This window comes from Kribbella sp. NBC_00359, from assembly GCF_036097425.1.
In the GTDB taxonomy this organism is placed as follows: domain Bacteria; phylum Actinomycetota; class Actinomycetes; order Propionibacteriales; family Kribbellaceae; genus Kribbella.
The window spans coordinates 7692770-7706632 of sequence record NZ_CP107975.1 but is presented as its reverse complement, the minus strand read 5'-3'; the positions used below and the strand labels follow the sequence as shown (position 1 = coordinate 7706632).

Below are 13863 nucleotides of genomic sequence, written 5' to 3'. Positions count from 1 at the left end.
CCTGCATTGACGAACCCGACCAGTTCCGACAGGCTCTGTCCGCGTCTCACCTTCGACCATCGGAGAATCAGCAATGCAGTGGTACATCGACGTTCTCAAGAAGTACGCCGTGTTCAGTGGCCGGGCTCGGCGCAAAGAGTACTGGATGTTCGTGCTCTTCAACGTGATCGCCTCGATCATTCTGGGCATCGTGGACAAGATCATCGGCACGGACTACGGCAACGGCGGTAGTGGTGTGCTCTCGACGATCTACAGCCTCGCGGTGCTGCTGCCGTCCATCGGTGTAGCCATCCGGCGGATGCACGACACCAACCGCAGCGGCTGGTGGATCCTGATCAACCTGATCCCCTGCATCGGCTGGATCTGGTTCATCGTGCTGGCGGCCCAGGAGGGCAACCCCGGTGACAACCAGTACGGTCCGGACCCGAAGGCGGCCGAGCGGTTCGGCCAGCCGGGTGCCGGTCCGGCCGAGCCGGGCTACCCGACCGTCTGATCCAGACACGCAGAACGCCCCGCGAACCCTAGGTTCGCGGGGCGTTCTGGTTGCGAAACGTCAGCTGGCCTGGCTGACGCTCGACATGTTGAAGTCGGGGACCAGCAGCGGCGGTGTCGCGGTCCGGGAGAAGTAGTCGCCCCACTCCCGCGAGAACGACGGGACCGTGGCGCCCGCGGTGGTGAAACGGGCGAGCAGGTCGACCGGGCTCTCGTTGAAGCGGAAGTTGTTCACGGCACCGGTCACCTCGCCGTTCTCCACCAGGTAGACGCCGTCGCGGGTCAGGCCGGTGAGCAGCGATGTCTGCGGGTCAACCATCCGGATGTACCACAGGCAGGTCAGCAACAGTCCGTGCTCGAGCCCGGCGACCAGGTCGTCGGTCGATCCGGAGGCGCCGTCGACGGACAGCACATAGTTGTCGATCGCCGGTGTCGCGGCCGGAGCCTCGATCAGCGCGGCTGTGTGCCGGCTGGTCATCAGGTGCTCGAGCTTGCCGCCGCGGATCCAGTCCGTCGCGGTCAGCGTCAGCCCGTTGTCGAAGACGCTCGACGATCCGCCGGATGACCGGGCCACCGCGAACGGGAAGGATTCGAGACCGGGCAGCTGCGGGTCCGACACCAGGTTCACCGGCTGCGACGACAGCGTGTCACCGAGCCGCGTGCCGCCTGCCGGCTTGGAGAAGACAGTGCGTCCCTCGAAGGCCTCGCGCCCGTCCAGCTGCCAGTACAGGTACGTCATCAGGTCCGCGACGGCGGCCGGCGGGAGCACAGTCGCATGCCGGCCGGGCTCGACCGAGACGGTCCGCGTCGCCCAGCCCAGCCGGCGGGTGAGCTCGGCGTCGAGCGCCAGCGCGTCGATGTCGGCGAAGTCCCGGGTGGCCGCGCCGACCCAGGCCGACTGGCTCAGGTCACCCGACTTGCCGGTCGCGGTGACGTGCCCGCGGGGGAGCGCCTGACGCAACCGCAGTCCGGCGGACGAACCGACGTACAGGGTGACGACCTCGTGGTCGGCGAACCCGTAGAGCCAGCGGCCCTCCTTGGTCGCCCGCTGCAGCGTCTCACCGAGAGCGGGAGCGAACTTCGAGTAGACGTTGACCGACGTTTCCTCCGGCTCGGCGTCCCAGTCCGCGTCGGCGGTGCCGTCGACGAGGGGGCGGGCGTCCTCGGCCGGGCTGGACGCGCGGGCGGTCGCGACGGCAGCCGATACGACCTCGCGCAGGGACTCCTCCGTGACCGACGAGCGGCCGACCACCCCGGCCGACGTACCCTCGCCGGCACCGACCGTGGCGATCACGGTCACGCTGGTGCCGCGCATCGCGCCGTTGGTGGTGAGGGTGTTGTTCGCCCAGCGCAGGTTGGCGCTGGAGGTCTCCGCGACGATGACGACGCAGCCGTCGGCGCCCTCGGCCGCGGCCAGGGCGAGACCCCGCTCGATCGTGTCCTGCGGAGTGAGCTGAATGGCGGTCGTCACCGGCCGGCCTCCTGCGTGGTGTTGAGAATGCGGACGCTGCGGAACAAGGCGGACGGGCAACCATGGCTGACCGCACCGGACTGCGCGGGCTGGGCCTTGCCGCAGTTCAGCGCGCCACCGAGGACGTACGTCTGCGGGCCGCCGACCGCCTCCATGGACCCCCAGAAGTCGGTGGTGGTCGCCTGGTAGGCCACGTCGCGCAGCTGGCCGTCGAGCTTGCCGTCGGTGATCTTGTAGAACCGCTGCCCGGTGAACTGGAAGTTGTACCGCTGCATGTCGATCGACCAGGACTTGTCGCCGACGATGTAGATCCCGTTCTTGACCCGGCTGATCAGCTCCTCGGTGGACGGGCCGTCCGCGGCGGGCTGCAGGGAGACGTTGGCCATCCGCTGGATCGGGATGTGGCCGGACGAGTCGGCGTACGCACAGCCGTTGGAGCGCGGCGTACCGAGCAGGTCCTCGTTGACCTTCGCCATCCGGCGGTCGACCTGATAGCCGACCAGTACGCCGTCCTTGACCAGGTCCCACTGCTGTCCGGCGACACCCTCGTCGTCGTACCCGACGCTGGACAGGCCGTGCTCGGCGGTGCGGTCGCCGGTGACGTGCATGACCGGCGAGCCGTACTTCAGCGTGCCCAGCTTGTCCGTGGTGGCGAAGCTGGTGCCGGCGTAGTTCGCCTCGTAGCCGAGGGCGCGGTCCAGCTCGGTGGCGTGGCCGATCGACTCGTGGATCGTGAGCCAGAGGTTGGTCGGGTCGATGACCAGGTCGTAAGTGCCGGCCTCGACGCTCGGCGCGGCCATCTTCTCGGCCAGCCAGCCGGGGATCTGGGCGAGCTCCTCGTCCCAGTTCCACCCCGTGCCGGTCATGTACTCCCAGCCGCGGCCGGCCGGCGGCGCGACGCTGGACATCGAGTCGAACCGGTCGGCCTGGACCGCGTGAGCGGTGATGTCCGGGCCGATCCGGACCCGCTGCTGGGTGTACGACGTCCCTTCGGAGTTCGCGTAGAACTTGCTCTCGTGGACCGTGGCGACGTGGACGCTCACGTGTGCGACACCCTCGGCCTTCAGCAGCCGGTCGCTGTAGTCGGTGAGCAGCGCGACCTTCTCGGCCCGCGGCACGCTGAACGGGTCGATCTCGTACGACGAGACCCAGGTGACGTCGTCGTACACCGGCTCGTCGGCGAGCTCGATCGGCTCGGCGTTGATCGGCCGGGACACCTGGGCCATGTTCACCGCCTGCTCGGCGACCTGGACCGCCTCGTCCTCGGTGAGCGCGACACCGGCGGCGAACCCCCAGGTGCCGTCGTGGATCACGCGCACCGCGAGGCCGAGGTCCTCGTCGTCCGTGGCGCTCTCCAGCACGCTGTCGCGCAGGGCGATCGACTCGGACCGGATCCGCTCCAGTCGGAACTCGGCGAAGGTGGCACCGAGGTCGCGGGCACGCTGCAGCGCGGCCTCGGCGAGCTCGTGACGGGGAAGGGCGAGGAAGGTCGCATCGACTTCAGGCACAACCCGACCCTATACACGGGAACCCGGCGATCACCCGCGGTGTAGTCACAATGTCAGGAAGTTGACCAGGAGGCGCGATCAGTCAGGCTGACGAGGCGGAGATTCTGGCTCGGGTGCGCGGTGGGGAATCGGCCGCGTACGGCGAGTTGGTGCTGCGGCATGCCTCGGTGGCGAAGCGTACGGCGGTGTTCCTCGGAGCGGGCGCGGATGCGGACGACGTGGTCCAGGAGGCGTTCGTCAAGGCGTACCGGGGGCTCGGGGGCTTCCGGTCGGGGTCGGCGTTCCGTCCGTGGCTGCTGCGGATCGTCGCGAACGAGACACGGAATGCAGTGCGGTCCCGCGGCCGCCGGTCTCGCCGTGAGGAGCTGGCCGCGCCGCTGGACGTCGTACTGGATCCAGCGGAGGAGGCGGTGTCGCTGGAGCGGCGGACCGAGCTGCTGGCCGCAGTACGCGCGCTGCCCGACCCGATGCGGCTTGTGGTGACCTGCCGCTACCTGTTGGACCTGGACGAGCAGGAGACGGCGGTAGTGCTCGGCTGGCCGCGCGGAACGGTCAAGTCCCGGCTGCACCGCGCACTGGGGCGTCTGCGGGACTCACTACCCGACAAGGAGGTGCAGCGATGAGCTTGGACGAGGAACTGCGAGTCCTCGGACGTTCTGCCGTCGTACCTCCGGTGGCTGAGGACCTGACCGCCGCAGTGCTGTCCCGCGTGGCCGATCTGCCCGTCCGAAGGCGACTGCGGGACCGCTGGCGCGCGTTCGTGGCCGGATTGCTGGTGCTGGTCGCCGGTGCGGCGCTGACACCGCCAGTACGCGCGACCGTCGCGGAGTGGCTGAACATCGGGGGAGTGCAGGCCCAGCCGGTCGGCACTGGACCGAGCACCGCACCACCGGTGCCTGGAGTGCCAGGGCACCTGTCGCTGGAGGAGGCCGAGCGTGTCGCCGGTTTCAAGCCTGTGAAGCCGAAGGACCTGGGCGCTCCGGTCGGTGTCGAGGCGTCGAAGGGATTCGTGGCGATGAGCTGGGACGGCATTCGGCTGGAGCAGTTCCAGGCGCAGATGTCGATGAGGTACATCAAGAAGTACTACGCGAGCCTCGAATATGTGCCCGGGATCGACGGCTACTGGTTCAAGACGCCGCATGAGCTCGTGCTGGAGGACGCGAACGGCGCGGAGCGCGTCGTACGGGTCGCCGGGCCCACGCTGGTGTGGGTGCACGACGGAGTCACCTTCCGCCTCGAAGGGGTCGAGAAGGCCAAGGCAGTCGAGCTGGCGAGCGGAACCTCCTAGCCGCCGGCGGTGTATCCGGGGTGAGTCCTCGTCTTCAGGGAGAGCCGCCATGGTCCGCCGTACGCTCGCATTGCTCGCCACCCTGCTCGCCGTCGCCGCCCTCGGCGCCAGCCCCGCGCACGCCGGCGGGCCGACCAGCGTCATCCTCAGCGCACCACCGCATGTGGTTGCCGTCGGCTACGAGGATCCGGCGTACGGCGAACTCCAGCGGGTGACCGAGAACGGCGGATCGACCAGCGCGGGGAGTGCGGGCGACGTCGAGGAGCATGCCTCGGGTCACTTCGTCCGGGCGACGTGGCTGATCCACGACATGTCGGTCTGGCGAATCGACATCATCTACCCCGACGCACCCGGTGGACCCTGGATCGCGACCACCGAGTCGCTGACGACCGGCAGCATGCCTGAGACGCCGACGTGGCACCTGGCCACGGACGGGGCCGCCCTCGTCAAGCTCCTCGACGCGCTCAAGCTCCTGCACGGCCAATCCTTCGACGGAGGCCCGACCACCCTCGACTACCTTCCGGCGCCGGCTTCTGAGCCCTCAGCGGAGCAGCCCTCCGCCGCTGCACAGCCGCCGGCAACAGCCCAGGCCGCGTCCCCCGGAACGTTCACCGGCTGGCGCTGGACCATCCCCGGCTTCCTCGTGGGTGCCGCAGCAGCGGTCCTCGCCGTCCGCCTCCTCCCCAAACGCCGCTGGGACCTCATCGACGCTGAGTGAGTACTAGACGTCGGCAGCCAGCTCGAAGCCGTCGAAGAGTCTCCCGCCGTACGCAGCGAGAATACGGTCGACCTCTTCGGCGAGGCTGTCGTCCTCGGCTCTGACGCCCTGCATCAGGGCCTGGGCGTGGTCGGTGCCATGCGTGGAGTCGTAGGCGACGACTTCTCGCAGGAGGCCCTTGCCGGTGCCGGACCAGTGGTGGGCTCCAGTGAGGAGGAGCCGGGCGGCGTCTTGCCAGAGGACCGAGGCGATGGCGGTGCGCTCGTCACCGGAGGCGTCGGACATGTCGTCCAGCAGGTTGGTGATCGTGTAGCGCAGCAGGTCCAGCTCCGCGGCGCTCAGCGGGGTCGGCCCGGCTGCCACCTCCGCGCGGCAGCTCTCCTGGAGGCGCACACCGGACCCATCGGTGTCCAGCAGTACGACGGACTCGCCGACGAGCCGCATCATGGTCGGCTGACGCCGTTCCTGGTCCTTGCCGGAGAAGTACGCCAGCGACTTCTCGGTATGCACGAACAACTCCACCGGCCACCCGCCGTACACAAGGGACTTCCGCATCGGCGCCGGCGGCCCGTCGAGCAGCACGGTGATGTCCAGGTCGGACGTAGGCGACGCATCGCCCCGCACCACGCTTCCCCCGAGCCACGCCGCCCGAGCACCCGGAAACTCTTCCTCCACAAGCCGCCGCGCAACATCCACTGGACTCATCCCCCCAGTCTCCCGCCCAACCAGCGCAAGAGGTCACGGTGGGCAGCCGGCGGTGGGATGTGGCCCCCGGTGTAGGGGATGCGCTCGGCGTGGGGCATCGCGCGGGCCAGGATGTCGGCGTACTTGCCGGCCCGCTCATCCCCGGAGCCGTACCAGATGCTGACCGGGACACGGATGTCGGACAGCTGAAACCCCCAGTCGGTGGCGAAGGCGACATGGTCGTCGACCCAGCCGTCATGGCTGGTGACGAAGGTGGCGGTGAGACGGGCCATCGCCGAGGGGTCGTCACGCGCGGGCGGAGCAGACGGGCCGGGGGAGTGCGGGTCGGGCGGGATCTCCGGTCCGCCGGCCTCGATGCCCGCCATGATCCGCTGGGCGGTGTCTTCGAGCAGCGGCCGGAGGTGGTGTTCGCCACGGGCCGCGAGCCAGGAGGTGCGGTTGCGGCGGGGGTCGGCAGCCTCGTCGTCGTCGGTTGGCTCCGGGCCGTCGACGATTGGTGGTGCGTTGCTACCACTCACGGCGCACCTGGTCACGCGGTCGGGAAGTAGGGCGGCGCAGGCCAGGGCGTGCGGGCCGCCGCCGGATCCACCGGTGACGGCGAAGCGGTCCCAGCCGAGCGAGTCGGCCAGGGCACGAGCGTCTTCGGCTACTGAAGCGACTGTGCGACCCGGTTGCCGCGTGGAGCCGCCGTACCCGGGCCGGTCCGGCGTCACCATCCAGAGGCCGGATTCCTCGATCGTCCGGAGCGCGGCCGGCCGTTTCCAGCGGGTGCTGGGCGACCCACCGAACGACATCGCCGGCAGGCCCTCGACCGAGCCGTGCACGGAGTACCGCACCACCCGCCCGCCGATCCGCACTTCGCTGTCCACCTGCGGAGGGTAACCGAGCCGGACCAGCTATCCGAATGTGGAGTTGGTGAGGCGAGATTCTCAGGATTCGGGATGGAACTGACGTGGTGGGAGGATGCGGCCTAGCGTTTGTCGGCTGCGTGAAATCGAACTGTCGGGAGTGCTTGTGAGTTCCTCGGTCGCCGGGACCGTTTCGCCGACCCGGCAGGCGTTGCGCCGGGTACGGCGGGATCGCAGTGCGCGGGTGGGCTTCGTGCTCGTCGCCGTGCTGATCCTGGTCGCGGCTGCGGCGCCGTTGCTGGTGAAGCTGTCCGGCCAGGACGCTTACACGTACCACATCGACCTGCTCGATCCGGCCCGCGGCAACGCCCCGAGAGGCGCGCTCGGCGGGGTGAGCGCCGACCACTGGTTCGGCGTGGAGCCGCTCACCGGCCGCGACCTGTTCTCGATCACGGTCCTCGGCCTGCGCACCTCGCTGTTCATCGCGATCGTGGTCACCGCGATCACCACGGTCGTCGGCACGCTGGTCGGCATCAGCGCCGCCTACTTCGGCGGCTGGTACGACTCGGTCGTGTCCCGGGTGCTGGACTTCCTGTTCGGTTTCCCACAGCTCGTCTTCATGATTGCCCTGGGCATCATTGTCCCGGCCGCCTTCCCGCGCTGGCTGCTGCTGATCCTGGTGCTCAGCGTGTTCGGCTGGGCCGGCCTGGCCCGGCTGATCCGCAACCAGGCCAAGTCCCTGGTCGCCCGCGAGTTCGTCGAGGCGGCCCGTAGCGTCGGCTCGACCGGATGGCATGTGATCACTCGTGAGCTGCTCCCGAACCTGCTCGGCCCGGTGCTGGTGATCGCGACGCTGGCCATCCCCGGCTACATCACGGCCGAGGCCGCACTCTCCTTCCTCGGCGTCGGCGTACCACCGCCGACACCGAGCCTGGGCCGGTCCATCTCCGATTCGATCGCCTGGGTCTACACCGGCGCGGACCCGTGGTTCCTGGTGTTTCCGGGGTTCGCGCTGTTCCTCGCCGTCCTCGGGTTCACCCTGCTCGGCGACGGCGTCCGCGACGCGTTCGACGTCCGGCTGCGGAGGGATCGCTGAGATGGCCGGCGTCACCTGGTTCGTCCTCCGCCGCCTGTTCGCGGCGTTGCTCGTGATGCTCGCGCTCAGCCTGGCCGTCTACCTGGTCTTCTACGCGATCCCGGCCGACCCGGCCCGCCTGGCCTGTGGCAAGCCCTGTACGCCGGACCGGCTCGAGCAGGCCCGGCACTTCATGCAGCTCGACCAGAGCACCCTTCAGCAGTACTTGAGCTTCCTCAAGGGCGTCTTCGCCGGCCGGACGTACGGCGAAGGTACGGCGGTCGTGCACTGCGACGCACCGTGTTTCGGGTACTCGTTCCCGCTGGCCCGTCCGGTCACCACGCTGATCCTCGACCGGCTGCCGGTCACCGCGTCGCTCGCCCTCGGCGCTGCCGTGCTGTGGCTGCTGGTCGGGGTGTCACTCGGCGTGGTCGCCGCCCTCAACCGCGGCCGGCTGCTCGACCGGCTGTCGATCGGCTTCGCGCTGATCGGTGTGTCGATGCCGTCGTTCCTGCTCGGGCTGCTGGCGATCCTGGTCTTCGGATTCTGGCTGAACATGGTCCCGGTCAACGGTTACGTCCCGTTCACCGAGAGCCCGGTCGACTGGGCCTGGCACCTGATCACGCCGTGGATCGTTCTCGCGACCCTGCAGGCGGCGGCGTACGTCCGGCTCACCCGTGCGCAGATGCTCGAGGAGATGAACCTCGACTACATCACCACCGCCCGGGCGAAGGGCGCCGGCCAAGCACGCGTGGTCGTGACGCACGGGTTGCGCGGCATTCTCGTGCCGATCGTGACGCTGTTCGGTCTGGACCTCGGTGCTCTGCTCGGCGGCGCGATCGTCACCGAGAAGGTGTTCAGCATGCAGGGCCTCGGCGAGCTGCTGATCAGCTCGGTCGCCCAGTTGGACGTGGCCGTGGTCGTCGGCGTGACGCTGTTCGCGGCCTTCCTGATCATCCTGGCGAATCTGGTGGTGGACGTGGTGCACGGTGTGCTCGACCCGAGGGTGAGCCATGGCTGAGCCGGTGCTGGAAGTGCACGACCTGCACGTCACGTTCGCGACCGAGGGCGGTCTCGTCCCGGCCGTCGACGGCATCGACTTCTCGGTCGCGCCCGGGAAGACGCTCGCGATCGTCGGCGAGTCCGGTTCCGGCAAGAGCGTCAGCTCCGCCGCGGTCATGGGCCTGCTGCCGTCGAACGCCGCCGTCACCGGCGAGGTGCTGCTGGACGGCCGGGAGCTGATCGGCCTCCCGAACGACGACCTCCGCAAGATCCGCGGCAACGACATCGCGCTCGTGTTCCAGGACGCGCTGTCCGCGCTGAACCCGTACTACAGCGTCGGCTGGCAGGTCGCCGAGGCGTACCGGCTGCACCACGACGTGTCGAAGAAGGTGGCCAACCGGCGAGCGGTCGAGATGCTGGACAAGGTCGGCATCCCGGACGCGGCCCGGCGGGCGGACAGCTACCCGCACGAGTTCTCCGGGGGAATGCGGCAGCGGGTCGTGATTGCTATGGCTCTGGTGAACGACCCGAGAGTGCTGATCGCGGACGAGCCGACGACCGCACTCGATGTGACCGTGCAGGCACAGATCATGCGCCTCCTGGACGACGTCCAGGAGGAGTTCGGTACTGCGCTCGTCCTGATCTCGCACGACCTCGGAGTGGTCGCGGAGGTCGCCGACGACGTTCTGGTCATGTACGCCGGTCGCGCGGCCGAGCGGGGCACGGTCCGCGACCTGTTCTTCCGGGCCGCGCATCCGTACAGCCTGGGTCTACTCGGTGCCATGCCGCGGGTCGACGTACCCCCGCAGCCGCGGCTGACCACGATCCCCGGGACCCCGCCGTCGCCCGGCTCGATCAAGACCGGGTGCCCGTTCCAGCCGCGGTGCGCCTACACGCACCTGGTGGGCGAACGCTGCATCACCGAGCGCCCCGAGCTCACGCCGCGTCCCGGCGAGGGCGATCACGAAGCCGCCTGCCATCTCGGTCGCCGGCCCGAGGTGATCAGGTGAGTGACGAACTGCTCCACCTCAAGAACGTCAAGAAGTACTTCGGTCTCCGCGGCGTGCCGTGGCGCAAGGCCCAGGTCGTCAAGGCCGTCGACGGGGTGAACTTCGTCGTACGCAAGGGTGAGACGGTCGGTCTGGTCGGCGAGTCCGGCTCCGGCAAGTCCACGCTGGCCCGAGTCGCGACCCGGCTCCTGGACCCGACCCAGGGCACTGTCGAGATCGGCGGTGCGGACGTCACCAAGGTCCGCGGCCGCAGGCTCCGGCCGGTCCGGCGCAAGATCCAGATGGTGTTCCAGGACCCGCAGGCGTCGCTTAACCCGCGGCAGTCGGTCGGCACCATCCTGAGTACGCCGTTCCGCGCCCAACGGATCCGGCCGACCAGGGCGCAGCTCGTCGAGTTGCTGCATCAGGTCGGGCTGTCCGAGGAGCACCTCGACCGCTATCCGCACGAGTTCTCCGGCGGTCAGCGGCAGCGGATCGGGATCGCGCGGGCGTTGTCCGTGAAGCCCGATCTGCTGGTTTGCGACGAGCCGGTGTCCGCCCTCGACGTGTCGGTGCAGGCCCAGGTGCTGAACCTGCTCGCCGACCTTCGCGACGAGCTCGGTCTGTCGTACGTGCTCGTCGCCCACGACCTGGCCGTCGTCCGCCAGGTAGCGAGCCGGCTGGCGGTCATGTACCTCGGCACGATCGTCGAGGAAGGTCCGGCCGACCAGGTGTACTCGGCGCCGGCCCACCCCTACACGAAGGCCTTGCTGTCCGCGGTCCCGGTGCCCGAGCCGGGTGTCGAGCGGGACCGGATCGTGCTGACCGGCGACGTCCCGACGCCGATCGCGCCTCCGTCGGGCTGCCCGTTCCGGACCCGCTGTTACAAGGCGGAGGACGTGTGCGCCACCCGACGACCGGTGCTCGAGCCCGCCCAGGGCAGCACCGAACACCGGGCCGCCTGCTACTTCCCTGAGCCCCCCACCTCCTGAGAGGACATGATGAAACACCTAACCCGAGCGGTCGCGGTAGCGGCCGCGTTGGTGCTGGCGGCGGCCGCCTGCAACGCAAACGACAAGTCCGCCCCCAGTGGCGGCAGCACCGCGGCCGCGGAGCAGGGCGGCACCTGGCACGTGCTCACCACGAGCAAGGAGATCAACCTCGACCCGGCCAAGAGCCAGAACCTGGGGATCAGCACGATCCACCTGGTGCTGCGCGGCCTGACCTCGTGGAAGACCGAGCAGGGCAAAGCGGCGCAACTGGTTCCCGACCTGGCCACCGACACCGGTCAGGTCAGCGACGGCGGCAAGACCTGGACCTACAAGCTGAAGCCGGGCCTCAAGTACGCCGACGGGTCGCCGATCGTTGCCGCCGACATCAAGTACGGCATCGAGCGGTCGTTCGCGCCGGAGCTGTCCGGCGGCCTCGGCTACCACAAGTCGCTGCTGGTCGGCGGGGACAAGTACACCGGCCCGTACAAGGGTGGCGACCTGGCCTCGGTCCAGACGCCGGACGACACCACGCTCGTCTTCAAGCTGAACAAGCCGTTCGGCGACTGGCCCTGGATCGTCAGCATGCCGGCGTTCTCGCCGGTGCCGAAGAAGGCCGACACCGACCCGGCGCACTACGGTGAGAAGCCGGTCGCCAGCGGTCCGTACCAGGTGAAGTCGTACGCCCCGGGCTCGAAGCTCGAGCTGGAGCGCAACCCGGGCTGGGACAAGTCGACGGACCAGGCTCGCACCGGCCTGCCGGACTCCATCGAGTTCGACATGGGCCTGCAGCCCGACGTGGTGAACCAGCGCCTGATCGCCGACGCCGGCGACGACAAGTTCGCGGCCACCACCGGCACCTCGGTGCCGGCCGCCCTGATCCCGACGGTCTCCGGCAATCCGGCCGTCAAGGCCCGCGTGGCCACGTCGCCCTCGGGCGCCCTGCAGTACCTGGCGATGAACATGAAGCGCCCCGCGCTCGCCGACCCCGAGGTCCGCAAGGCGATCCAGTTCGCCGTCGACAAGCAGGCCGTCCAGGTCGCCGAAGGCGGTCCGGAGTACGGCGGCGAGCTCGCCACGACCCTGATCACGCCGGGCATCGACGGCTTCAACAAGTTCGACCTGTTCCCGGCGCCGCCGCAGGGCGACCCGGAGAAGGCCAAGCAGATGCTCGCGGCCGCCGGCGTCAGCAACCTCAACCTGGTGCTGGTCGCCGACAACACGACCGCGACCGGCCTCCCGGTGGCGCAGGCGATCCAGCAGGGCCTGAAGCGGGCCGGGATCACGGTCACCATCAAGCCGCTCGACACCGAGCCGCTGACCGACCTGATCACCGGGAACAAGCCGGACTTCGACCTGACCGTGTCCAGCTGGCTGCCGGACTTCCCGAGCGCGATCGGCAACATCCAGCCGTTGTTCGCGTCGTCGGAGATCGGCAACGGCGGGTACAACATCTCCCGCTACTCGAACCCGGCGGTCGACTCCGCGATCGCGGCGGCGACGGCCGAGTCGGACCTGGGCAAGGCCGCCGGGATGTGGGGCGCGGTGGACAAGCAGATCATGCAGGACTCGCCGGTCGTGCCGCTGATCTACGCGCGCAACGCGTTCCTGCACGGGTCGAAGGTGCAGAACTTCTACCTGTCCGCCTACCCGCCGTACCCGAACCAGTTGATCGTGGGTCTGAGCAAGTAGGGCCTCAGGTCCGTCCTTCGGACTCCTGAGCGTCGAAGAGGGTCGGCTGGGTCTCGGCATCGAGTCCCCAGTCGGCCCTCATCACCGTGTAGCCGGCCTTCTCCGCGGCCGCGCACACCTTCACGTCGTCGTCGACCAGGACGGCGACCGGACGGTCCTCGGCCAGGCGCTTGAGCCGGCCGAGCTTCATCACCACCGACGGACGGCGGTCGGTGTTGCCGCGCATGTAGACCTCGCCGCCCGGGAAGCCGTTGTCCTTCAGCCACTTGAGCGTGTCGCGCCGCAGCCGCTCGGGCCGGCCGGTCAGGTAGACGATCTCGTGGTCGGCGGCCAGCGTGGTCGCGACCGCCAGGCCTTCGTCCAGGACCGCGTCCTCCTTCGCGTGCGCGAAGAACGAGTCCCAGTCCTTCGGCCGCTTCGCCAGGAAGTGGATCCGCTCGCTGGTGTCGGACAAGGTCGCGTCGATGTCCAGTACGGCGTACGGCTGTCGATCGTCAGGCACGTCGCCCAGCTTCCCAGGTCCGCCGGTCGACGGCGTACTCGACCTCGCCGAACTCGGTCCCGGGCAGCGGATCGTCGAAGTGCTCGTGGTAGAGCCGGGCGAACCGCAGCCCGGACCGCCGCATCACCGCGCGGGAGCGGTGGTTGACCGCCATGGTGTCCGCGACCACCCGCTCCATCCCGAGCTCGCCGAACGCCTTGTCGATCAGCGCTCTGGTGCCCTCGGTTGCGTAGCCCTTGCCCCAGGCGGTCCGCTTCAGCCGGTAGCCGACGTCGACGGTCTTGGGTGTGGCCGCCGGCTGCAGGCCGAACCACCCGATGAATGCGCCGTCAACCTTCTGCTCGGCGGCGAACGTGCCCAGCTCCGGATGCTCGCCGTACATCTTCAGGATCTCCGGCAGGACGACGTTCTCGATCTCCTTCCGCGGCGTCGGCTGACCGGTCAGGAACCGCATCACTTCAGGATCCGAGTCCAGGTCCACCAGCAACCCCACGTCGTCCGCCGTGAACCGCCGCAACCGCAATCGCTCCGTCTCCACCCTGCGACCCTCTCATTTCACCTGTCCGGAGTGTGGGCGGTGTGGG

The 13863-nt window shown here is 69.2% G+C and carries 15 protein-coding genes; 9 read left to right on the top strand and 6 right to left on the bottom strand.

The annotated features are described in order from the left end of the window. Nucleotides 1-73: 73 nt before the first annotated feature. The gene (locus OG876_RS37470) at nucleotides 74-493 is read left to right on the top strand and encodes a DUF805 domain-containing protein (protein WP_328521454.1); all 420 of its coding nucleotides are present in this window, start codon (nucleotides 74-76) and stop codon (nucleotides 491-493) included. A 60-nt stretch (nucleotides 494-553) separates the two neighbouring features. On the opposite strand, the gene OG876_RS37465 is transcribed toward OG876_RS37470, so the two are convergent. Both OG876_RS37465 and OG876_RS37460 read right to left on the bottom strand, forming a co-directional pair. Continuing rightward, on the bottom strand, nucleotides 554-1963 hold the full coding sequence (locus OG876_RS37465) for a metallopeptidase TldD-related protein (RefSeq protein ID WP_328521453.1): 1410 nt from the start codon (nucleotides 1961-1963) through the stop codon (nucleotides 554-556). After that, nucleotides 1960-3471: a TldD/PmbA family protein gene (locus OG876_RS37460; protein WP_328521452.1), complete on the bottom strand. Its 1512-nt coding sequence runs from the start codon at nucleotides 3469-3471 to the stop codon at nucleotides 1960-1962. The genes OG876_RS37465 and OG876_RS37460 overlap by 4 nt, the downstream gene beginning before the upstream one ends. A gap of 113 nt (nucleotides 3472-3584) precedes the next feature. Between OG876_RS37460 and OG876_RS37455 the strand changes: the two genes are divergently transcribed. Genes OG876_RS37455 through OG876_RS37445 form a run of 3 tightly spaced genes read left to right on the top strand, consistent with a single transcriptional unit; the run spans nucleotide 3585 to nucleotide 5477 of the window. Further along, complete coding sequence (locus tag OG876_RS37455) at nucleotides 3585-4094, top strand: RNA polymerase sigma factor (protein ID WP_328521451.1); 510 nt, start codon at nucleotides 3585-3587, stop codon at nucleotides 4092-4094. Further along, nucleotides 4091-4759, top strand: a complete 669-nt coding sequence (locus OG876_RS37450) for a hypothetical protein (protein WP_328521450.1) — start codon at nucleotides 4091-4093, stop codon at nucleotides 4757-4759. Before OG876_RS37455 ends, OG876_RS37450 begins: the two co-directional genes overlap by 4 nt. 49 nt (nucleotides 4760-4808) lie before the next feature. Next, nucleotides 4809-5477: a hypothetical protein gene (locus OG876_RS37445; protein ID WP_328521449.1), complete on the top strand. Its 669-nt coding sequence runs from the start codon at nucleotides 4809-4811 to the stop codon at nucleotides 5475-5477. Nucleotides 5478-5480: 3 nt separating this feature from the next. Here the strand turns inward: OG876_RS37445 and OG876_RS37440 are convergent, their stop codons facing one another. Both OG876_RS37440 and OG876_RS37435 read right to left on the bottom strand, forming a co-directional pair. Continuing rightward, nucleotides 5481-6182 (bottom strand): nucleotidyltransferase domain-containing protein, encoded by a 702-nt coding sequence (locus OG876_RS37440; RefSeq protein ID WP_328521448.1) that lies wholly within the window; start codon nucleotides 6180-6182, stop codon nucleotides 5481-5483. Then, entirely contained in the window at nucleotides 6179-7051 is an 873-nt protein-coding gene (locus tag OG876_RS37435; RefSeq protein WP_328521447.1) for an alpha/beta fold hydrolase, read from the bottom strand. Before OG876_RS37435 ends, OG876_RS37440 begins: the two co-directional genes overlap by 4 nt. A 145-nt stretch (nucleotides 7052-7196) precedes the next feature. Here OG876_RS37435 and OG876_RS37430 point away from each other — a divergent pair, with 145 nt between their 5' ends. Genes OG876_RS37430 through OG876_RS37410 form a run of 5 tightly spaced genes read left to right on the top strand, consistent with a single transcriptional unit; the run spans nucleotide 7197 to nucleotide 12777 of the window. Continuing rightward, nucleotides 7197-8126 carry an ABC transporter permease gene (locus tag OG876_RS37430; RefSeq protein ID WP_328521446.1) on the top strand — a complete coding sequence of 310 codons (930 nt, stop codon included), beginning with the start codon at nucleotides 7197-7199 and terminating at the stop codon, nucleotides 8124-8126. A 1-nt stretch (nucleotide 8127) separates the two neighbouring features. Next, nucleotides 8128-9126, top strand: coding sequence for an ABC transporter permease (locus OG876_RS37425; protein WP_328521445.1), 999 nt, complete (start codon nucleotides 8128-8130; stop codon nucleotides 9124-9126). After that, nucleotides 9119-10117, top strand: a complete 999-nt coding sequence (locus OG876_RS37420) for an ABC transporter ATP-binding protein (protein WP_328521444.1) — start codon at nucleotides 9119-9121, stop codon at nucleotides 10115-10117. The genes OG876_RS37425 and OG876_RS37420 overlap by 8 nt, the downstream gene beginning before the upstream one ends. Beyond that, a complete protein-coding gene (locus tag OG876_RS37415; protein ID WP_328521443.1) occupies nucleotides 10114-11088 on the top strand; it encodes an ABC transporter ATP-binding protein in 975 nt (324 codons plus the stop codon). Before OG876_RS37420 ends, OG876_RS37415 begins: the two co-directional genes overlap by 4 nt. Nucleotides 11089-11094: 6 nt before the next feature. Further along, nucleotides 11095-12777, top strand: coding sequence for an ABC transporter substrate-binding protein (locus OG876_RS37410; protein ID WP_328521442.1), 1683 nt, complete (start codon nucleotides 11095-11097; stop codon nucleotides 12775-12777). Nucleotides 12778-12781: 4 nt separating this feature from the next. On the opposite strand, the gene OG876_RS37405 is transcribed toward OG876_RS37410, so the two are convergent. Then, nucleotides 12782-13279 (bottom strand): phosphatase domain-containing protein, encoded by a 498-nt coding sequence (locus tag OG876_RS37405; protein WP_328521441.1) that lies wholly within the window; start codon nucleotides 13277-13279, stop codon nucleotides 12782-12784. Continuing rightward, complete coding sequence (locus tag OG876_RS37400; protein ID WP_328521440.1) at nucleotides 13272-13817, bottom strand: GNAT family N-acetyltransferase; 546 nt, start codon at nucleotides 13815-13817, stop codon at nucleotides 13272-13274. Before OG876_RS37400 ends, OG876_RS37405 begins: the two co-directional genes overlap by 8 nt. Between the last annotated feature and the right edge of the window lie 46 nt (nucleotides 13818-13863).

Coding starts and splice junctions, on each gene's coding strand:
- OG876_RS37445 (WP_328521449.1), top strand. CDS start 4,809: ATGGTCCGCCGTACGCTCGCATTGCTCGCCACCCTGCTCGCCGTCGCC.
- OG876_RS37410 (WP_328521442.1), top strand. CDS start 11,095: ATGATGAAACACCTAACCCGAGCGGTCGCGGTAGCGGCCGCGTTGGTG.
- OG876_RS37440 (WP_328521448.1), bottom strand. CDS start 6,182: ATGAGTCCAGTGGATGTTGCGCGGCGGCTTGTGGAGGAAGAGTTTCCG.
- OG876_RS37420 (WP_328521444.1), top strand. CDS start 9,119: ATGGCTGAGCCGGTGCTGGAAGTGCACGACCTGCACGTCACGTTCGCG.
- OG876_RS37450 (WP_328521450.1), top strand. CDS start 4,091: ATGAGCTTGGACGAGGAACTGCGAGTCCTCGGACGTTCTGCCGTCGTA.
- OG876_RS37425 (WP_328521445.1), top strand. CDS start 8,128: ATGGCCGGCGTCACCTGGTTCGTCCTCCGCCGCCTGTTCGCGGCGTTG.
- OG876_RS37470 (WP_328521454.1), top strand. CDS start 74: ATGCAGTGGTACATCGACGTTCTCAAGAAGTACGCCGTGTTCAGTGGC.